The sequence below is a fragment of the Paenibacillus sp. FSL L8-0333 genome, assembly GCF_037965665.1.
GTDB lineage: Bacteria > Bacillota > Bacilli > Paenibacillales > Paenibacillaceae > Paenibacillus_AQ > Paenibacillus_AQ odorifer.
Genome location: NZ_CP150186.1, coordinates 568652 through 588361, shown reverse-complemented (window position 1 = coordinate 588361; position 19710 = coordinate 568652). Strand labels below are relative to the sequence as shown.

At 46.7% G+C, this 19710-nt stretch carries 19 protein-coding genes; 6 read left to right on the top strand and 13 right to left on the bottom strand.

The features are described from left to right. Positions 1-302: 302 nt before the first annotated feature. Positions 303-491, bottom strand: coding sequence for a hypothetical protein (locus NYE72_RS02590; protein ID WP_019913840.1), 189 nt, complete (start codon positions 489-491; stop codon positions 303-305). A 470-nt stretch (positions 492-961) separates the two neighbouring features. Here NYE72_RS02590 and NYE72_RS02585 point away from each other — a divergent pair, with 470 nt between their 5' ends. From NYE72_RS02585 to NYE72_RS02575, 3 genes are all read left to right on the top strand, one after another. Next, a complete protein-coding gene (locus NYE72_RS02585) occupies positions 962-1951 on the top strand; it encodes a serine hydrolase (protein ID WP_076101354.1) in 990 nt (329 codons plus the stop codon). Positions 1952-2044: 93 nt separating this feature from the next. Beyond that, positions 2045-2383 (top strand): membrane protein, encoded by a 339-nt coding sequence (locus NYE72_RS02580; RefSeq protein ID WP_036682511.1) that lies wholly within the window; start codon positions 2045-2047, stop codon positions 2381-2383. A 113-nt stretch (positions 2384-2496) separates the two neighbouring features. Continuing rightward, complete coding sequence (locus tag NYE72_RS02575) at positions 2497-3453, top strand: diacylglycerol kinase family protein (protein ID WP_052096739.1); 957 nt, start codon at positions 2497-2499, stop codon at positions 3451-3453. A 113-nt stretch (positions 3454-3566) separates the two neighbouring features. Here NYE72_RS02575 and NYE72_RS02570 read toward each other — a convergent pair whose 3' ends face one another. The 4 genes from NYE72_RS02570 to NYE72_RS02555 are packed head-to-tail and all read right to left on the bottom strand — an operon-like array spanning position 3567 to position 6181. Beyond that, positions 3567-4160, bottom strand: coding sequence for a xanthine phosphoribosyltransferase (locus NYE72_RS02570; RefSeq protein ID WP_076101352.1), 594 nt, complete (start codon positions 4158-4160; stop codon positions 3567-3569). A 42-nt stretch (positions 4161-4202) separates the two neighbouring features. Beyond that, positions 4203-4505 (bottom strand): hypothetical protein, encoded by a 303-nt coding sequence (locus tag NYE72_RS02565; protein ID WP_038568522.1) that lies wholly within the window; start codon positions 4503-4505, stop codon positions 4203-4205. 25 nt (positions 4506-4530) lie between these two features. After that, positions 4531-5349, bottom strand: coding sequence for a TrmB family transcriptional regulator (locus NYE72_RS02560; RefSeq protein WP_036682516.1), 819 nt, complete (start codon positions 5347-5349; stop codon positions 4531-4533). A 40-nt stretch (positions 5350-5389) separates the two neighbouring features. Next, entirely contained in the window at positions 5390-6181 is a 792-nt protein-coding gene (locus NYE72_RS02555; RefSeq protein ID WP_036682517.1) for a zinc ribbon domain-containing protein, read from the bottom strand. A gap of 204 nt (positions 6182-6385) precedes the next feature. Between NYE72_RS02555 and NYE72_RS02550 the strand changes: the two genes are divergently transcribed. Further along, complete coding sequence (locus tag NYE72_RS02550; protein ID WP_076218890.1) at positions 6386-7114, top strand: GTP pyrophosphokinase family protein; 729 nt, start codon at positions 6386-6388, stop codon at positions 7112-7114. 362 nt (positions 7115-7476) lie between these two features. On the opposite strand, the gene NYE72_RS02545 is transcribed toward NYE72_RS02550, so the two are convergent. From NYE72_RS02545 to NYE72_RS02535, 3 genes are all read right to left on the bottom strand, one after another. Next, the gene (locus NYE72_RS02545; RefSeq protein WP_076141851.1) at positions 7477-8628 is read right to left on the bottom strand and encodes a YCF48-related protein; all 1152 of its coding nucleotides are present in this window, start codon (positions 8626-8628) and stop codon (positions 7477-7479) included. A gap of 138 nt (positions 8629-8766) precedes the next feature. After that, positions 8767-9558 (bottom strand): hypothetical protein, encoded by a 792-nt coding sequence (locus NYE72_RS02540; RefSeq protein ID WP_076101349.1) that lies wholly within the window; start codon positions 9556-9558, stop codon positions 8767-8769. A 33-nt stretch (positions 9559-9591) separates the two neighbouring features. Continuing rightward, positions 9592-12678 carry a DEAD/DEAH box helicase gene (locus tag NYE72_RS02535; RefSeq protein WP_036682521.1) on the bottom strand — a complete coding sequence of 1029 codons (3087 nt, stop codon included), beginning with the start codon at positions 12676-12678 and terminating at the stop codon, positions 9592-9594. A gap of 463 nt (positions 12679-13141) precedes the next feature. Here NYE72_RS02535 and NYE72_RS02530 point away from each other — a divergent pair, with 463 nt between their 5' ends. After that, the gene (locus NYE72_RS02530; RefSeq protein WP_076146867.1) at positions 13142-13906 is read left to right on the top strand and encodes a TspO/MBR family protein; all 765 of its coding nucleotides are present in this window, start codon (positions 13142-13144) and stop codon (positions 13904-13906) included. Between the two features lie 93 nt (positions 13907-13999). Here the strand turns inward: NYE72_RS02530 and NYE72_RS02525 are convergent, their stop codons facing one another. The 5 genes from NYE72_RS02525 to NYE72_RS02505 all read right to left on the bottom strand — a co-directional run bounded on the left by NYE72_RS02525 (position 14000) and on the right by NYE72_RS02505 (position 18312). Continuing rightward, on the bottom strand, positions 14000-14380 hold the full coding sequence (locus NYE72_RS02525) for a RidA family protein (RefSeq protein ID WP_036682524.1): 381 nt from the start codon (positions 14378-14380) through the stop codon (positions 14000-14002). 93 nt (positions 14381-14473) lie between these two features. Continuing rightward, complete coding sequence (locus NYE72_RS02520) at positions 14474-15139, bottom strand: oxidoreductase (RefSeq protein ID WP_038568515.1); 666 nt, start codon at positions 15137-15139, stop codon at positions 14474-14476. Positions 15140-15158: 19 nt separating this feature from the next. Beyond that, positions 15159-16424: an MFS transporter gene (locus tag NYE72_RS02515; RefSeq protein WP_036682545.1), complete on the bottom strand. Its 1266-nt coding sequence runs from the start codon at positions 16422-16424 to the stop codon at positions 15159-15161. 104 nt (positions 16425-16528) lie between these two features. Then, entirely contained in the window at positions 16529-17941 is a 1413-nt protein-coding gene (locus NYE72_RS02510) for an ATP-binding protein (protein WP_038568513.1), read from the bottom strand. 167 nt (positions 17942-18108) lie between these two features. Next, a complete protein-coding gene (locus NYE72_RS02505; RefSeq protein ID WP_036682530.1) occupies positions 18109-18312 on the bottom strand; it encodes a CsbD family protein in 204 nt (67 codons plus the stop codon). A gap of 460 nt (positions 18313-18772) precedes the next feature. Here NYE72_RS02505 and NYE72_RS02500 point away from each other — a divergent pair, with 460 nt between their 5' ends. Continuing rightward, positions 18773-19666 carry a hypothetical protein gene (locus NYE72_RS02500; RefSeq protein ID WP_036682532.1) on the top strand — a complete coding sequence of 298 codons (894 nt, stop codon included), beginning with the start codon at positions 18773-18775 and terminating at the stop codon, positions 19664-19666. The last annotated feature ends 44 nt before the right edge of the window (positions 19667-19710 follow it).

Here is a 19710-nt window from a genome sequence, read left to right as displayed (position 1 = left end):
TCACAACTAGTTCACATTGTAATTTTCGACACAATAAACCCTTGTCCCATCTGGATTTGATGGCATTTTATGAAAACGCAAACAAATAAAAAATAATAAAGAAAGCGCATACACTTTAAAATGTGTCTATTAATTCATTTGACTATTCTATGAGGAAGACTTTTCCTTATTCGTAAATGGGCATACAAAAAAAACCGATTCCAGCAACAAAAGTTGCTCGGGCACGGTTTATAAGAATCCTCGTGGATGTTATTACTCAAAATGATGTCTAAAGTTAAGCAAGTGACAAACGTATCTGTTAGCTAGGAGACGGATGAATTCATCCGTACCAACTCGTGTTCCACGACCATGGTCAGTTCCTCTTCATAGCCTCCTGTAATCCGATACTTTCGGACGTACTCCTTTACGAATTTCTTGGGATCTTTGGGCCGGAAAATGCGTGTCATTTCCCGTAGACTTTCCTTGACTTCGTTATGACCTTTACTTGCCATGATCAGTTCCCTCCCAAAACATTGAAAATGAATGCTCCGTTGTAGAGAATGCATGATGAAAAGTACGCCGTAACCTCGAATGCAAGTGAAGTATCCATTACACATACGTGGCTTGCACTATCCGTCAAAACGTGGAATCTAAAGCTATGTCTAGCCTTTGAAACACCGCCTTGCCGGTGAAGCAGGTTCGTCGTGATTTGGGCTGAGAGTAAGGACGCCTGATGAACGATAGCTCCTTGACACTTTTATTACCCGAAGAGCCACTTACTGAATCACTCCTTTCGGGCCTTATCGTTATATTGTATCATATTCCGGATTAACTTCCACCTTTCCTTGTAAAATGTACTATTTGGAAAATATTATTTTTTTACAACTCTCTTCGTAAGTCATATGTCTCCAAACTGGTTAAAATACAATAACCAATACAGCAAGTGAAACTGCATTTATCAACAAATGAGAAGGAGATCGTTATGGCCCAGCCTGTAATTCCCGTAATGACTACCGCAACGCCAGAGGACACAGCTACACGCCGGGAGGGTCTTGAACAAGCCCATCAAGTTATCCTAAAAGAATATCCCAAGATGCATAGCATGCTTATTGTGCGTCATGGAAAACTTATCTTCGAACGTTATTTTAACGACCATCATGCTGGAGCATTAAATGATCTCCGTTCTGCCACCAAAAGTTTTGTCAGCGTCCTTACGGGAATCGCTATCGGCCGTGGAGAGATGCCTGATCTCCATATTTCTGTGTCCGAGGTTCTTCGCAAGCATATTCCATACCTTCACTCCCCACATCTCTCAAAGATCACACTCCGTCATCTTCTTACCATGACTTCCGGTTTTAGCTGGATCACAGGGAAGAAGCTTGGTGAACCGCTCGTTCGGAACCTCCATCGCAGCCGCCGCTGGGGTTCCTTTGGCCTTAGCTTGAACATTATTCCAGAACAAATCGGCCAGTTCCAATATCGAAGCATCGACTCACATCTAATCTCGATGATGATTAGTGAATCTACAGGTCTTGATGCATTTTCCTATGCAGCACAGCATTTATTCACTCCACTCCGAATGGCTAATACCGCTTGGTTACCTAGCCCCGAAGGACATAGCATGGGTCATATCGGTTTGCACCTAACGTCTCGGGATATGGCTAAATTCGGAATTTGCCTGCTGAATAATGGAGTGTTTGCAGAGCAGCAAATCATCCCAGAACATTGGTTGCAGGATGCACTTACCACTCAAACTAAGGGATATCCAGCGTTTGGTGATTACGGATATCAGTTTTGGATCGGTACGATGAGCGGGCAGCCCTACAAGCTCGCCCACGGGCATGGCGGGCAGCAGATTCTGCTCTTCCCCAATCTGGATGCTGTAGTGGTCTTTACAGCAGAGAGCAAGACAAACAACTGGAAGAACCCACGCAAGCTGCTTGAAAAGTATGTTCTCCCTTCAATGAGCTAAACATACTTTTTCCTGACAAGTCATAGGCTTGTAAGGAAGAAGGATTCGAACAATCAAGCCCCTTCTTCTCCAAGCAGAAGGAGAGTGAGCCTATTGTCCCCTTTTAAATCATCTACCGGATTGCCCGATAATATAGCGGGCGCGTTGTGTTACTTTTTCCCTTTTCTCGGCGGCGTCGTCTTTCTCGCATTGGAGAAACGCAGCCGCTTTGTGCTGTTCCATTCGCTGCAATCACTGATTACCTTCGGAGTGCTGATGATCCTCCACGTTCTAACCGGATTGGTCCCTTTCCTCGGTCCCTTGATGAGTGCACTCGTCTCTCTCTGCAGCTTTGGAGTGTGGCTGCTAATGATCTACCATGCCTTAAGTGGCAGGTGGTACAAACTCCCTTGGGCAGGTGATATCGCAGAAAGTCAGATTCGCCATCTGTAATCCCCCCCCAAAAAGCAGTCCCTCTGATCGCTGAAAAGTATTCCCTTTTGCCCATCCACTCCTTACAATGTAGAAAGGGCATCAATGGAATTCTACAGGCTGGAGGAAATTATATGTATCTATTTATCATAAACCCACGTTCCGGCGGGGGAGCAGGCGGCCGGACCTGGCATACTGTAGAGGCGCTCATGAAGGAGCGTTCGCTGCCTTTCATGTCCTTGTTTACGCACAGCGTAGAGGGTGCAGAAGCCCTTGTTTTAAATACACTAAAGCATCGCGAGGATTGGAAAGCTGTGATTGTAATCGGTGGTGACGGCACGCTCCATAGCATTTTGGGTGCACTTTGCGGTAAAGATATCCCCATGGGCGTAATTCCTGCCGGCTCCGGCAACGACACCGCCCGGGGGTTCGGCATCCCGCTTTCGATAGAAGCCGCGCTGGAGGCCGCCCTTAGTGAGCGGTATATCGAAGCAGACCTGCTTTCAGGAGCAAACGGACTGACCGTAACAGCCGTTGCCAACGGCTTTGATGCTCAGGTGGCCGAGAATGTGAATGCCAGCCGTTACAAACGGCTGTGCAATGCCATTGGAGCAGGCCAGCTGGCGTATATCATCGGCATATTGCATACGCTGATGACGTTCAAGCCCTGCCGGGTAAGCGTAGTCTGCGACGGCACGGAGCATGCCTTCGAGAAGGCATGGCTGGTCTCGATCTGCAACCTGCCCAGCTACGGCGGCGGGCTTTTGATCTGCCCGCAGGCAAAGGCCGATGACGGCCAGCTCGACGTCTGCGTCGTGCACGGGTGCAGCCGCGGGCAGCTGCTGCGGCTGTTCCCTACGGTACTGAAGGGCAAGCATGTGGCGTTGCCCTTCGTGTCTATGCTGCGCGGACGTAGCGTAGCCGTAGGCTTTGCCGAGGCCCGGCCTGCGATCGGCGACGGCGAGAGCCTCGGCAAAGGGCCGCTGGCCGTTCGCTGCGAGCCGGGGGCGCTGCGGGTGCTCTCGCCGCTGGCGGCGGACAGCGTACAGCTGCCCGTCGACACTGCAGCGGCATGCGGCAGCAACGGGTAACCTGACCCGTGCATACCATACACACAAAAAACAGCAAGCGACTGGTTCATTACCAGTTCGCTTGCTGTTTTGTATATCCTATAGCTTTTGTTTGAGCATTCATTCCTAAAGCCTCAAACAAGAGGCTCTTCCTCGTCTTCCACGAAAGTGACTCTTCCGTCCTCCAGTGAAGCAATACGCACAAGTGATTCTACGCGATATCCCGCTTCCTGCAGCAGCCGATTCCCTGGCTGGAACGCTTTTTCGATCACAATGCCAATTCCAACCACACTTCCGCCCGCCTGCTCAACAATACGGGCAAGTCCGAAGGCGGCTTCACCATTCGCCAAGAAATCATCAACAATCAGCACCCGTTCTCCGGGAGCAATGAATTTCTTCGAAACGGTAATTTCATTCGTTTCTTTCTTCGTGAAGGAGTATACCTTCTCCACGTAAATGTCTTCTGTCAGCGTCAGCGATTTCTGCTTACGGGCAAAAATCAACGGAACCTCCAGCTCTAATGCTGTCATAATCCCCGGAGCGATTCCCGAGGATTCTATAGTCAGCACCTTCGTAATTTCTTCGCCAGCGAACCGGCGGATAAACTCACGGCCAACCTCGCGCATCAGGAAGGGGTCCATCTGATGATTCAGAAAAGAATCCACCTTGAGCACTCCTTGCCCGAGTACAATACCTTCTTTCAATACCTTTTGTCTCAACAGCTCCATAGTGCTCCTCCTTCTCCCATCATTAAATCCATTCTCCCCACATTACAGGCCTGTCGGCTTCTGAGGCAATAAATTTCCAACGATCGATTTTAAATTATGATCATCCTTGCTCTTTTCCTGACCGTTATCATAACCCGTAATTCGAATCTCCAAGAAATCTCCCGGATTTACCGGTTTAAAAATCAATTTCTCGCGGTCTTCCAGTCTCACGTTAAAATTCATATCCTTAAACATTTCGACCAGTTCTGCTTCTCCAGGAGATGCTCCCTTATCCAGAAACAATAGTCCACGCAATTTCTTAGGACCATCATTGTGCACCACTTCAAAATGAACGATACATTCCATGCTTCTCACCTCCCTATGATAATAACTACTGCGCCTGTTCTTCCCCATCATCGCCTTGATCATACATAACATATTTGCTATGAATTTTGCTGTAACGTTCTCCATAACGCTCTACTAATTCTGCGCCCATATCCTGCTCCAGCTCGAATAAGACCATTTCCTGTGTAAAATGATTCAACAGCAGCTCCACTAACACCGGGTGCTCTGTTACCACTGCTTGTGCGGATCCATCATCATAACGCATCCCCAGCATACACCAGCTCCGGTCGATCACAAATGAGAACTTCCGTCCATCCGCCCGCTGCGAATCTTTTCCGAATGACGGCCATACCGGGTAAGAGGCAGCAGCAGCATTGCCACCGTCAAAAGCCCATAAAAGCCTAACGCCACGCAGTTCGGCCTGTTCAAGTTCGCTCCGCAGAAGCGACGCTTCCTCGCGCCACATATCCACTACAATCTCCTGCTCTGCCATGTTAAGCTGGCGAATCAGCGCCCCCATTACATTGCGGTCGCCCTCTACATTATAAAAAGAAGGACTAACAGGCCCCCCGCGAGGCATCTCACTTTCCATATAAGCCAGCGAAGCTTGAACTCTTCCCGAGATCATCGTCGCCAGCTCCTCTGGATTGAGAACACTATACCGCGCAGGCTCTCCTTCACCACATCGTACATATCCCTGCTGTGTTAGGCGCTGAAGCGCCGCATACACATTTGATCTTGAAACTCCGAGCTGTTTGGCAACCTCATAGCCAGAAGCCTGACCTTTAGTCGCAAGCTCGACCATGATTTTGGACTCCATCTCCGTGAAGCCCAGATTGCGCAGATGCAGCAGCAGCTGTTCCATCTTGTTGTCCCCCTAAGCCCTAAGCTGACTGATATCTGTACTATATTTGCTCCGATCCACAACGCGGGCACCATAAGGAGCCCTTTGGCAATTCATTCCGACAGATTTGACACTTAATCATATCACGTACACCACTGTCCTGGGTGACTGCGGACTCCTCCTGATGTTCATTCGCATTCCAATCGCGGATGCGACGATCCAGCTCAAGCTGTCTTTGTCTTTCCCGTTCCAGCTGATCAGCATGTCTGCGATCCCGTTCAATGTCATGTTCGTTCGCCGCATATTCCTCCAATGGCAGCTCATCATCCTCTGAAGGCAGGATCTCAGAATACACCATACTTTGCGGATGGAGCTTCATTGCAATCTCCTTCTCTTCATCCGTTAGCTCATCTGCACCATAGTATTGATCCTCATCCTCTTCGTCCTCATCCACAGTTTTGACGAATACGGGCGGTGAAGGAATCTTTCTTGAAGTGGTTAGCTCCTCCAGCTTACTTCCACACTTTGGACAAAAGTTTGCATCGAGCGCCACAACATTGCCGCAAGAACATAACCGTTCATTTTTCAGTTCAGCAATCCTTGCGCGTTGGACTTCGATTTTTTCCTGAAGTTTGGAACAGGTCCGTGCCAGCTCTACCATTTTGCCTTCAGCTACCGACATATCCTTAGTGCGATACCCTTCATAAAAAAGCCTGCCCATTTTCGTGAATTCCACTTCCATCTCACGTTCAATATCGGAAATAAGCCCGTTCAGCTTGCCAATCTCAACAGAGCTTTGTGCTTTTTCAGTAACCCGGCTCGCACTATCTTTGATTCGTTTCATAAAACTCATTACAGTTCCTCCCTCTCCAGCGATACGTGATTCTATCATACCAAATGTATCGAACAGATTCATTAATGTGCTTTAATACGCGATTTAGCGGAGAATGTTCCTATAAATTCTTATTTTCACTGATTTCAGACGTTATTTTGCGTCAGGGGTTCTACATCGGTTAAAATAGAATTAATCACAAATAACGAAATTGGGAGAGTTTCAGTGGAAGAACATGACAGCACACAGCTTACGCTAAAACAGATGCAGGTACACGTTAAGGATCTGCAACATTGGCAGGATAACGAGGATTTCACAAATCTTATCAATGAGTTTAAGTCTCTGCCAGCACTCTATCGCCATGCACTAAATGATCTTGAGAATAAAATCGATGTGATCAAAACGGAATGGCAGGTCCGTGACGGCTTCAGTCCCATCGAACATGTTAAATGCCGAATTAAAGAACCCAAGAGCATCCTGCAAAAGATGGAGCGCAAAGGTTTCGAGTTCAACTTGGAAAATATGGAGCAGCACATTCACGATATTGCAGGTATGCGGATTGTATGTGCTTTTGTTAAAGATATTTACCGTCTGGTTGATCACCTCAGCACACGCGAAGACATTCGCGTATTGGAGATCAAAGATTATATAGCCCATCCCAAGCCGAATGGGTATCAAAGCCTGCATCTTATCGTCGCAATTCCGCTCGTCCTGCTGGAAGGAACACGCTGGGTCAAAGCAGAAATACAGCTGCGAACCCTAGCCATGGACTTCTGGGCAAGTATGGAACATATTCTGTATTATAAATTCGATAAACAGCTCCCTTCGCATGTTGCTGAGGAATTGAAGGATGCCGCACGCGCCGCCGATGAACTGGATCAAAAAATGCTGCGCCTGCGCCGTGAGATTCTGGAACTTGCAGAAGGGGAATCCCCTGCCGGCGGGCAGGTTTAAGCTTTCATATTTCTACATTTCTCAAAAAATAAGGGGATGTCTCATAAGCCATGACAATGGCTGCTGGGACACCCCCTTCTTTTTAATCGATTAGGCCGTTTGATCGATACCCTTCGCCGCCGAAGCAAGGGGTTATCAGACACAGCCGATCTTATTCACAGAATAATCCTCCATTTTGCATACTAACGGACCCCAAAGTCACTAACGGCATAAAAAACACCGGATCTGCGCCCTACTATATGAAATAGCTGCACTGGAGTCCGAAAACATGCTGGATAGGCGGTAAATGTGTGAATAACGCCCCCTGGGTCCCTAAGTCTCAACGGCTAATCATTACATCCGGCATTCCGCTGTATTCAGCCTCAAGGCTTGCCAACCAAAGGCTTCCATGTAACGCCACCATCTGTAGTGGTCTGTAGAAATTCAGGACCCGCCAGCCAACCGTTTTTCGGCGTAACAAACTGAATATTCTCTGCCTTCGTGAATAGCTGCGAAGTAGCAATTATCCTCCAGCTTACACCCCCGTTGACAGTCGCCACCAGTTTACCACCCTCCTGCAAGGCCCAACCTTCCCGAGCGTTCAGCCATGTTGTTCTCACCGCCTCAGTACCGAGTAATTGAGGGCCCGGCTTCCATGTCCTACCTCCGTTATCACTTATGTAAAACACCATACTTCGAATCCCATCGTCAACAATCTCCAGCGGCAGGATGCCTTTCATATTGTCTTTGCCTGAGAATTTAGGTGGATAACTATTACTGTAAGTAAATGCTGCCATAGCAGCCGGCTTCTTTAATTGTTCCGGCTTCCAGCTCTTCCCGCCATCCGAAGTTCTGAACGTTAAAATGTATTCTTGCCCATGGTTGCTGGAGGTGATCCAGCCATTCCGGGAATCCTGAAAGGTCATCCCTGTTGGATAGGCTTTAATACTCCCCGTTAGATTTCCGATTCGCTTCCAGCTGTTCCCGCCATCTGTCGTGCGATACAAGGATTTCTCCATCATCCCGAGACCAGGTTCTGAATCCAGCAGCACATACCCGTTATTCACATCGATAAAATGAATAAATCCGCCACTGTATCCTTGCTCCCAATCCTCCGTGACGGGAAGTTTTGTCTCCTTCCAGGTCTGGCCCTGATCAGAGGTATGATAGATCAGGACAGATTGACCCATACCATGACTACTTATAATCCAGCCATTTGTGGCATTCAGGAAAAAGCTTGCTGCGGCAAAGATGCCTGTTTCTTGTGGAATAGGAACGATATTGCTGTCCGGATGGTACCAACTACTCCCTCCATCGTTCGTAGTCCATAATCCAGTCTCGTCTATTCCCCACCCATGCTTTATGTCATTCATGCTAAATTTAGCAGGATACCCCTGCAAAGAATTCATATCCGTCTTCAGCTCAGCGGTATTTGTCCCAATACTCGAATCTAAACCAAACTTATCGTTTACCATGCAGGATTGCAGAAATAACCCGGCAATGATTATCGGGGCAAAAACGGCATATAGTCTCAAATGAAATCCTCCTTTTTCCATTTCCTTCTATTCTATAATCATAGACAGAGTTTAATAGTAAAAGGTTACAGAAGCTTTACACAAAGAAGCCGCCTCCTCAGATAGGATGCGGCTTCTCTACACTCCACTGCTGTTTAATTACGCCTTACTTGCTCGACGGGCAGCAGCTTCTGCTACTCGATTCATAATCAAAGTTAGGCCTTCTAGCGCCTTAGGTGTCTGAGGCAGCAAAGCTCCCCAGTCTTCCGTTACCGCTGCTACTACCGGCGATGAAGGAAATGGCCTAGCCGTAATCTCATGGAACTGCGGTCCCGGCTGGTGAAGCGAACCTTCAGCAGCCGCTTCTGCAAGCCATTCTCCAGAGGAAATTGCGGGGCCCTTGCGCTCTAGCCGTGCTAATTCCGTTGCAAGCTCACTAACGGGGGCTGCCTCTGTCTCAGAATCATCGGCGGCTATATCACTTTCAGCCCAAAGGGCAAATATTCCATCCAGGAGTTCTCCCTTAGTAAATCCTCTCAGAGAAAGCGCCAGCAGCGGTTCTTCAGCTAGTCGTTCTTTTATAAGCTGCAGAGTCTCCGCCTGATCCTCTAACCCTTCACCCTCAAAGAGGGCCTGCTCCAGCTCTGTATCTGTAGGCAGAAGATCCAGTTCCGCCAGCCCACCCGTTAATCTCCCCTGCAACAATGCAAATACCTCATCCGGACTTAGCGCCAGACGCCGCAATATTTCTTTTCTACGGGCAGCATGCCAGACTGGAACCTTCAGAGAGAGAGGTCGCTCCGGTCTTTGTCCCTGAGGAACAGCAGAAGTACCGACATTCCATTCACCCTTTGCCCGCGACCCTCCCGTCACTCTCCCGGGCGAAGTCGTCCATGCTGCTTTTACTAATCCAGGCACAACTTCCAGCCGCATCTCTAACAGTTCACTCATTGTTTGATCCCTCCGTATTGCTCATGTCTTTCCTTACATCCAATCCTGATCCTGCAGTTCAATAAGCTCCTTCAGTTCATGATTAGACATCTCGGTCAACCATGTTTCACCAGAACCAACAACCTGCTCCGAAAGGCTTTTCTTCCGCTCAATTAATTCGTCAATACGTTCCTCCAGTGTTCCTTGGCAAATCAGCTTATGAACTTGAACATTCTTATCCTGTCCAATTCGGAAAGCCCGGTCTGTCGCCTGATTCTCCACTGCCGGATTCCACCAGCGATCGTAATGAATAACATGATTGGCCCGGGTTAAGTTCAAACCTACTCCACCCGCTTTAAGAGATAACACGAAGAAGGATGGACCCTTGCCCTCTTGAAAATCATGCACCATCTCGTCACGCTCTCGTTTTGGAATCCCTCCGTGAAGGAACAATGGCGATGTACCATAACGCTTAGTAAGCTTGCTCACCAGCAGCTCGCCCATCGCTACGTATTGCGTAAAGATCAACACAGATTCGCCAACTTCAGCAATACTATCCAATACCTCGAACATAACCTCCATTTTACCGGAATGTTCATTACGCGGACTCCGACCTTCTTCTTTCCGGAATAGCTGAGGATGATCGCAAATCTGCTTCAGCTTCGTCAGAGAGGATAACACCAGTCCACGGCGAGCCATACCACTGCTCTCCCCGATCACGCCGAGCATTTCATCCACAACACCCTGATACAGGGCAGCTTGGGTCTCGGTCAGCGGGCAATAAGACTTCAACTCCAGCTTCTCCGGTAAATCTTTAGAAATATCCGGATCACTCTTCAGACGCCGCAACAGGAAGGGTGATACCAAGCGATGCAGCTCCCGCAGACGCTCCCCACCCTCCCCAGACACATAACGCTGCCGGAAGGAATGATAGGTTCCTAAATAGCCCGGGTTTAAAAAGTGGAAAATAGACCATAACTCGCCAAGTCTGTTCTCTACCGGAGTACCCGTCATAGCTATGCGATGCGGCGCTGATAACTTCATCACACTCTGCGCCTGCTTCGTACGGTGATTTTTAATATATTGAGCTTCATCCAGCACCACTGTTGACCACTGAACATTAGCTAAATCCTCGCTGTCACGCCCTGCCAAGTGATAGGTCGTCAGTACGATATCATGACTGGTTGCCAGTTCTAAGAAGCTATCTCCCCGAACACGGCGTCCACCATGATGTATGTGTACATTAAGCGAAGGAGCAAAGCGCTGCAGCTCCCGCTGCCAGTTGCCAAGAAGCGAAGTTGGGCAGAGAATCAGCACAGGCTCCTGCTTCTCTTCAGGGGGAGCACTTAACGCCCGGTCCAGCAGGCAGGTGATAACCTGCACCGTTTTACCTAGACCCATATCATCGGCGAGACATACCCCAAAACCCAGACCACTGAGCTCGGCCAGCCACTGATAACCCCGCTCTTGATAAGGTCTTAAAGTTCCATGCAGACCTTCAGGTACGGGACGCACCGGAAGATTACGTAATACATCTCCGCGCATAAGCGATGCCAACAGCCCGGATGTCTCCATCCCAGTGACGGACATTCCTTTCCAGAGCCGATCTTCACCATCCTCGGCTTCTAGGCGCATCCAATCCGCGGCAGTCATTTCTCCGTTTTCATGGCGTTTCATATATCTAAGAACCTGGCGGATTTCTTTAGGATCTATCTCGATCCATTCCCCGCGGAAACGTACAAAAGGTACGCCAGCCTCTACTAATGCGTTTAGTTCTTCCTCACTAATCGCACTTTCTCCAAGCGAGGCCTCAATACGGAACGAGATCAGCTCTTCCATACCCAGAGCCGCGGGCGCAGGACTATCGCCCCCGTTCACGCCTGGCTGCATTTTCATCTTCATGCCAATGCGGCGGCGTCCTTCACGGCTCCAGCGCGAAGGCATCTGCACCGTTATTCCCCGATCGCGCAGCTGCTGCACCGTCTCCTTCAAAAAGAAATAAAGACGTTCTGGTTCCAAATCTGCCCCCGTAGGCGCAGGCTTAGCAAGAGCGCGCTGGATATCCGGCGATATCTTCGCAGCCCGGCCCAGCGCTATAAGCAGCTGCTGCTGGATATTGCGATAGCGTTTCCCCCATAACGTAAACTCTCGTTCCTTACTGCTCCAGATCGATTTGGCGGGAAACCAGAATTCCCCTTCTTCCTTATTCTCCGCCCAGAAGGTTAACCGCCAGACTTCATTATTGTCTTCTGGCGGCTCCAGCCGTAGCCCAAGACCCAGCTGCCCGCTCCGCGCTTCCTCTGGCTCTGAATGTGGCACATCGCTGCCAGCGGTCTCGTTCACAGTGACCAAAAGGTCCGTCACCTCTGCTGGAGTTCCTTGCACGGGTATATCTCGGCTTCCAGTGAGAAGGCTATTCCACCACAGTTCAGTTAAAGGAGAATAACCCCGGCGATAATTTGCTTTATAAGGGGTTAACTCACTTTCAATGCCCGCAATTACCTTTTTTATCTCAGCAGTCATTACAGCCTGCATAAAGGAGTAAAGCACATAAGCTCCAGCCTCATCGCGAGAGGATAGATCCCCTGCCTCTGCGATATGCGTTCCTAGTGCAAGAACAGGCATGGATGCTGCCAGCTGCAAAAAGATCTCTTTGTCCTCCTGCTTTCGGAAAGCTGGCGACCAGCAGACTGTCGCCGCCTGTTCTCCGCCGCGGCGACGTGAGCCCACGGGGCGTGGTGGCAAGGCTCCCGGCGTAATCCCGCCTGTACCCATCAGCTCCAGCGCAAAACGTGCCGCTGCTGCCCAGTAACGCAGTTCGCCGCCTGGCTCCACTCCCTGATCTCGGCATAACGTCTCATCCCATGCCAGAAGCAGTTGAAATGCATCGCTAGGAACCAAGGCGAGCCCTTCGAACGTTCGTCCGGGCAATCCGCGCCGGGCTGGCTTCCCCTCTACAGGGGGAGCCGGATATTTCACTTCTGCCAGACGCAGAGCAGCAGTTGCAAAAGGACGCACTCCTCCCTGTAGCTCCATCCGCTTCACTACGCGAGTCCAAGCGTCAACCTTCGGCTCCGAAGTTTCGCCAGAGAAGCAAAATAAAACGTCCCCTAACCATATTGCATACAGATGCTTAGTCATCGGTGATCTCCTGTCTTTTAAGCAAGCAAAAAAAGAACCAGCCCCCCACCATCAGGAAGGGTAACTGCAACCTTTTCCGCGAGAAATAAATTTTGAAGCTATACAAGTAGAAGCCGCCTCTTCCTCTTTTAGAGAGGGGATGCGCTCCTGCGGTAAATATAAGGATAAAGAACTAGGACAAAACTTATATTTTCTTGAATCTTCATCTCTTCATCTTATACGAAAAAGCGCTGATTTAAAAACATTTCTGCATATTTTCTGTAGATTTTTATGAAATAAAGTTGAAGGATATAGAAACACCCAGTAATTTGATTCATTTAAAATACCCCGCACTACTGCCCTGCTATCCAAGAATGTTATGACTCACTAGTCACTTCTTTTCTTTTTATAGTCTTAATTGTGCCAAAAAGGGGTATATTCTAAATAAGCAACACCCTATTAAAAAAGCTAGGGAGTGAATAATTTGAGACGTTATAATCCTTATAAATGGTGGAACCTCGTATTCTTTGTGGGTGTAATTATCGTAAATGTGCTGGCGGTAACCTTGCCTTTGGGCGGAAACAGTACAGGAGAGATCTCTGACAAATATAAGACTTACATGACTCCTGCTGGCTATGCCTTCTCCATTTGGTCGCTGATTTATTTATTGTTAGCCGGTTTCGTTATTTATCAATTCCGCTCCTATACAAGCTCTAGGGATTCTGTACGAGTTATTTCGTTCTGGTTTATCCTGAGCTGTGTTTTTAATATGAGCTGGCTTTTCCTCTGGCAGTATCTATACATCGAGCTTTCATTGATTGCCATGGTGTTAATGTTAATTTCAATCATTGTTATCTATCGCAAATCGCGCCAGATCGCAAATCCTACTTCAGGTGAGAAATGGTTGATCAAGCTACCCTTTAGTATATACCTTGGCTGGATCTCTGTGGCTACTATCGTGAATGTTAGCGTTGTTCTGGAGAAAAATCATTGGGATGGATTTGGACTTAGCGGGATAACCTGGGCTGTGATCATGCTCTGCGTGGGGACACTGCTTGCGGTGTTAGTCAGCTATCCTAACCGAGACAGCATCTATCCTCTGGTCTTCGTATGGGCTTTCATCGCGATTGCCCTGGAACATAGAGAGGCTAATGCAGTCTTTGTGACGGGCACAATAACGGCAGGTCTTCTGCTGCTCTACAGCATTTGGCTATTGCTCACACCCCGCAGAAGATACAGCAGATACTGATTGTCCTTTTGATATTATAAAAAGGCAGGCTCAGAAGGTGATCCTTCTGAGCCTGCCTTTTTTGTAGATTAATTTAGAAGTGCGAAATCATATTTATTTTTTACGCGCTACCGCTTCGATCTCAACAAGGCCATCTTTTGGCAGACGGGCAACCTCAATGGCACTGCGGGCAGGATAAGGTTCTTTAAAGAAGGTGCTGTAAACCTCATTAACTGCTGCAAAATCATTCATATCCTTTAGGAATACAGTGGTCTTCACTACATGATCCAGTGATGCACCAGCCTCCTCAAGAATAGCTTGTACATTGCTAAGTGCTTGACGAGCTTGTTCCTGAACGCCTTCAGCCAAATTCCCTGTCTCTGGATTAAGGCCCAGCTGTCCTGAAGTGTATACCCAACTACCGGTGGTAATGGCTTGACTATAAGGACCAATGGCTCCAGGTGCTTTTGTAGTAGCTACTTGTTTTTTACTCATCTTGTTACCCCTCTCCATTAAACGCTGATCATTTATTGTCCATTGTAAGTCCTGTTCTCACCGTAATGCAAATTTATTAGCAGCCCGAAAAACTTATCGTTTTCCAATCACATGTATTACTTCATTCGTGTAGATATGCAAACCATGCGTGTCAGCAGAGGCAATGTTAACCATAGCTCTCGCCACAGTTACACCAGGAATGGCACGATATTTAGCTGCTTTGCCAACCATTACAAACTCCAGCGCTTTCATCAATCTAGCCGCGACGCGTTCTCCCAGTCTGAATTCCTCACGATGACCCAGCAGCAAGGATGGCCGAAACAAATGCAGCCCTTGAAAACCGATTTTGCTTAACGCTTCCTCTGCTCTACCCTTAGTCCGACTGTAGAAATTGCGCGATTTGGCATCTGCCCCCATGGATGAAACAACCAAAAACTGTTTAACACCGTGATCTCTCGCAATAGTAGCAGCTGCAAGCGGATAATCCAGATCAACACGTTCGAACTTCTCTTGTGAACCTGCCTTCTTGATCGTAGTCCCGAGGCAACAGAAGATGGAATGAACGCCTTCGAACGAATCGCTATACTCCGCCAGGTTCTCCCAATCCACAACGATTTGCTTAAGCTTGGGATGTTCTAAAGCTAATGGAGTCCGTACAAGCACTCTCACCTCACCCCAACCTTCACGATTCAGCAATTCCTCCGTAACCGCTTTCCCTACTAACCCAGTAGCCCCTAATACCAACGCAATCCTTAACATGGAATAGTCCCCTTTACTTCTATTCGTCCTTTAGAATACGACGGCCCAGCAGGAAGGCAAGAGCAATCATAAGCGTTCCCACTACCAACTGCATACCGTATACTTGGGTCCATTGCGGCCAGTGGGCAATTTTTTCATACAACTGTCCCCCGATAAGCGGGCCAAAAAAGGATGATAAACCCGTAAGCGCCGCATAGGTCGCCATATACATAGGCCGTTCTTTTTTCGGCGTGTCCCCAATAATAAAATTAAAGGCCAGCTGGTTGAAACCGCCTACACCTACACCAAAAACAATATGAGCGGCAAACAACACCAACAGCATCGGCAGCACAGACAAGAGTCCCCACATTAAAGAGGACAAGGCAATAATCGGCAACGTAAAGAACAACAGACGTTTATTGCTATATTTTGCATTTAGATTGCCCCAAACGTAGAAACTGGCCATCATAAAAAGAGTCTGGGACACATTAAGCAGTGATAACGTTTCATAATTTATATGAAGTAACTGCAACATGACATACGAGTATAGCGGAACAGTTAGATTCTGCAGCAGCAACCAGGCGGCCAGAAACAAAGTAGACTTCATAAATAAAGTATCTTTAAGCGGTTTCTTAAACATCGGCAAAAATTTATGTTCTTCCGATTTCTCGAAAGGCACGTCGGGATAAAAAAAGAATACAACGACGTTAGAGATCGCGAAGATCCACACAACAATATAAAGAATCAGAAAGCCATGGCTCCCGGGATAACGATCCAAAACGATACCCCCACCATACATTACCAGACTACCGAGTGCATTCAGGAACGTATTACGAATCCCAAAATAACGTCCGCGCACACGTGCTGGAACAAGATCGCTGATCACAGAGCTCCACAGCACACCACCCGCCGTATTGGCAATAAATGCAGTAGTATATAAGGCTATAAAAGCCATGACCCAATACTCTTTAGGAAAAATAAACGGAATTAGCCCCGTAGAACTCCAAAGTATCCTATGCAGGCCGATAAAAGTAACCATAGCCCATTTGCGGCTTGGCAGCTTCTGAATCAAAAAAGCTACCCCGATCTGCATCACATTAACCAAGGTGGTAAGCGCTAGCACAAATCCAATTTGACTTGAAGTGGCTCCTAAATATAGTAGGAATCCTGTTAGAAACTGCCCTTGCAGCAGTACCTGGAAAATGGTCGATGGCACACCTTCCCAGGTAGCAATGCGCAAATTTCTGCGATGTACTGAGGTTTTACGGACACGCTTTGAACTAGTAACTGTGTGCTTAGTTTCCATGTTGTTCATAGAGAGGGGTAACACTCCTTTGATGCGGCATTTGCTTCATTCTACTCCGCATCAATCTACTGTCAATACGCCAAATTAACAAATAATATTGGAGCTTACTCTTCTATGATTTCGAGGGGTAAATAAAGCGAAAAACGGCTCCCTTTACCTTCCTCACTTTCTAAAGTAATGAAACCTCCGAGCAGTCTGGCCAAATCATTACTAATAGAAAGCCCTAATCCTGTTCCGCCATATTTTCGACTAATTGTTCGATCCGCCTGTTGGAAGGCTTCAAAGATCATGGCATGCTTCTCTGGTGCAATACCAATACCGCTATCTTCTACCTCAAATACAATCCAATGCTTCACAATAGCTCTTTCCCCACGTTCCTCTTGACGAATACGGAGTGCGACATGGCCAGACTTTGTAAATTTAAAAGCATTAGAAAGCAAATTGCGCAGGATTTGCTGAATCCGCTGCGGGTCGGAATGAATCATTTGTGGAACATTTTTTTCCATATCAATATTAAATTCCAGTTCTTTTTGTTTCGCTGTCACAGCGAACTGCATAGCCAGAATCTCTGGAATCTCACTAACACTTAAATCTTCATTAATAATATCTAATCGACCTGCTTCCACTTTGGACAGATCTAATATATCGCCAATAATCATCAATAATTCTTCACCAGAACGGCGGATAATAGCTGCATACTCCCTCATTTCTGCTTCCGTAAGAGAATTATCATTGTCTTCAATTAATTGCGATAAATTAATAATGCTATTCAGTGGCGTTCTAAGCTCATGAGACATATTTGCCAGAAATTCCGATTTAAATTGCGAAGCCATCATTAACTGATCGGCACGCTCTTCAAGCTCGATCTTATTCTTATGCAGCTCCTCCGTCTGGGCAGACAGCTGTTCATTAGCACGCTCAATCTGTCCATTCCGCAAGAGACCCAATTGAAAGTCACGGATAATTAAGGAGAATAGAACACTTAGAATCAATCCGGCAGGGAAAGTAATCGGCATAATCTCTTTTATGTACTCTGGGGCGGGGATCACACCAAACACCATAATGTTGATTGCGTTCATTACATTTATGACTAGAATCACGATCAAACCTTTGTTCACCATACATAAGTTAGATCGTCTGACCCAGTAGCTAAGCGCAGCACAAACAAATCCTAGAATGGACAGATTAATGGTTCCGGCCATCGCCGCCTCATTTACTCCAAAAGTTAACCGTGTAAGACCTGTTCCTATACCGATCAAAACAAGAATGAAAGGATGCGGATAAGCCAGCGTTGATATAATAAGTGGCACAAAACGTAAATCAAAAATCACATGCTCACCCAGCCTATATCCAAAAAGAGTACTAATCCACCCGGCAAAAATGGCCAGTAATACCCAGCTTACCTTTTTTATTCCTACACTTGCATTTGAAATGGTGTTTTTATATATAAGATTAGCCAAATAGGCTACAGCTATTAGCATTGCGGTGTTTCCAAAAAATATTTTAAGATAACCCATAGATTCACTCCCACCTCGGCAAAATAAAATACAACTTTCATCTCATAATACTACCATACTAAAGCCCCATTCGATAACTAACGCCCATGGACGCAGAAGAAGAGCGCAAATCAGATGCGATTTGCGCTCTTCTTCTGGAATTTTATATTAACGTCATTAGTAATGAATTAATCGCGGTAGGAACGTCCCCAGGTTTGGTACTCTTTCTCCGCGTCTTCTTTCGTATGTCCATAACGTTCTTGTAGTTTACCTACTAATTTATCCTTTTCACCGTCAATTACGTCAAGATCATCATCTGTAAGCTTGCCCCATTGCTTCTTGGCCTCGCCTTTGAGCTGTTTCCATTTTCCTTTAAATACATTGTTGTCCATTATAAGCTCATCTCCTTAGCTGAATTAATTAGGGTAGGATTGTTATCCCGTGTTACCTTTACTTACCCTTCCCCATTCGCTATGAATCTTTCCACATTTCAAGACATTCGCAAATTAAGTCGTATTCTGTCACATATATTTTTAAATATATGTATTCAAATCTTTTAAAATTTGATATAATCCAGATATAAATTAAATATTTAATTTTTTAAGTGATTTATTTCACAATGGTTTTCCTAGTCCATGTGCTAGAATGCCATCGGAGATAAAACAACATCATTAAATTTTTTCCTAATGTATGCCGATATAAGTCAAGATACTGTTACAAATGGGTAATAACGCATGAGATTAAAGTGACAAATATCATTTATAAAGTGATTTTTATCACTTCGCTCGACTATTAAAATGTTTTACATTTTAATATATATATTTTAAACTATATTTTTGGAGGTCATTTGAAATGAAAAAAGCTTCTGTTATCTTGTCGAGCGCACTTATCCTTGGATTGCTCGCAGGTTGTGGTAACAACACAGACAACGCCGCAGCCCCTACTAACGCACCAGCTGAAACAACTGCTCCTGCAACAAATTCCGGTAACGCTGGAACTGAAGCTGGACAGTACAAAGACGGAGTTTACTACGGTACTGCTGACGTTGATGCTAAAACTGGCTGGCAATATTTCGCACTCTTAACTGTAGAAGGTGGAAAGATCACTAAAGCTGACTGGGATGCCTTTAACGTTAACACTGCAGGCGACCTGAAGAAAAAAGTTTCCGAAGATGGTAAATATGGCATGAAAGCTGGCGGTGCTTCTTCTGAATGGCACGAGCAAGCAGCTAAAGCTGAAGAATTCCTGATCGAAAAACAAGATCCAGCAGCTATAACTTTTGATGCTGAAGGGAAAACTGATGCCATCTCTGGTGTATCCGTACACGTATCTGACTTTGTAAAAGCTGCTCAAGCTGCTCTTGCTGCTGGTCCAGTAGAAGCTGGTCAATATAAAGACGGAGGCTACCATGCTGAAGGCGAAATGGACGCTGAATCCGGTTGGAAATCCACTGTTGACCTGACTGTTGCTAACGGTAATGTTGTAGCTGTTAAATTCAGTGGTTTGAATGCTGCTGGCGATGACAAGAAGCAATTCTCCGTTGATGGTAAATATGGTATGAAAGCTGGCGGCGCTTCTGCTGAATGGCATGAAGAAATCGCTTTGGCTGAAAAATACTTCCTTGAAAACAAAGGTGTTGCTCCAACGCTTGATGCTGAAGGCAAAACTGATGCAATTTCCGGCGTGAGTATTCATGTTGGTGAATATTTTACACTTGCAGAAAAAGCACTCGAAGGCGCGAAATAATTTCGCAGGACCTTCTGCAGCTAATCAGACGAATGAGGTGAATT

Excerpts from the sequence above, each read along its gene's own strand:
- NYE72_RS02590 (WP_019913840.1), bottom strand. The coding sequence starts at position 491 with ATGGCAAGTAAAGGTCATAACGAAGTCAAGGAAAGTCTACGGGAAATG.
- NYE72_RS02585 (WP_076101354.1), top strand. The coding sequence starts at position 962 with ATGGCCCAGCCTGTAATTCCCGTAATGACTACCGCAACGCCAGAGGAC.
- NYE72_RS02575 (WP_052096739.1), top strand. The coding sequence starts at position 2,497 with ATGTATCTATTTATCATAAACCCACGTTCCGGCGGGGGAGCAGGCGGC.
- NYE72_RS02570 (WP_076101352.1), bottom strand. The coding sequence starts at position 4,160 with ATGGAGCTGTTGAGACAAAAGGTATTGAAAGAAGGTATTGTACTCGGG.
- NYE72_RS02565 (WP_038568522.1), bottom strand. The coding sequence starts at position 4,505 with ATGGAATGTATCGTTCATTTTGAAGTGGTGCACAATGATGGTCCTAAG.
- NYE72_RS02560 (WP_036682516.1), bottom strand. The coding sequence starts at position 5,349 with ATGGAACAGCTGCTGCTGCATCTGCGCAATCTGGGCTTCACGGAGATG.
- NYE72_RS02555 (WP_036682517.1), bottom strand. The coding sequence starts at position 6,181 with ATGAGTTTTATGAAACGAATCAAAGATAGTGCGAGCCGGGTTACTGAA.
- NYE72_RS02540 (WP_076101349.1), bottom strand. The coding sequence starts at position 9,558 with ATGAGTGAACTGTTAGAGATGCGGCTGGAAGTTGTGCCTGGATTAGTA.
- NYE72_RS02535 (WP_036682521.1), bottom strand. The coding sequence starts at position 12,678 with ATGACTAAGCATCTGTATGCAATATGGTTAGGGGACGTTTTATTTTGC.
- NYE72_RS02525 (WP_036682524.1), bottom strand. The coding sequence starts at position 14,380 with ATGAGTAAAAAACAAGTAGCTACTACAAAAGCACCTGGAGCCATTGGT.
- NYE72_RS02520 (WP_038568515.1), bottom strand. The coding sequence starts at position 15,139 with ATGTTAAGGATTGCGTTGGTATTAGGGGCTACTGGGTTAGTAGGGAAA.
- NYE72_RS02515 (WP_036682545.1), bottom strand. The coding sequence starts at position 16,424 with ATGGAAACTAAGCACACAGTTACTAGTTCAAAGCGTGTCCGTAAAACC.
- NYE72_RS02510 (WP_038568513.1), bottom strand. The coding sequence starts at position 17,941 with ATGGGTTATCTTAAAATATTTTTTGGAAACACCGCAATGCTAATAGCT.
- NYE72_RS02505 (WP_036682530.1), bottom strand. The coding sequence starts at position 18,312 with ATGGACAACAATGTATTTAAAGGAAAATGGAAACAGCTCAAAGGCGAG.
- NYE72_RS02500 (WP_036682532.1), top strand. The coding sequence starts at position 18,773 with ATGAAAAAAGCTTCTGTTATCTTGTCGAGCGCACTTATCCTTGGATTG.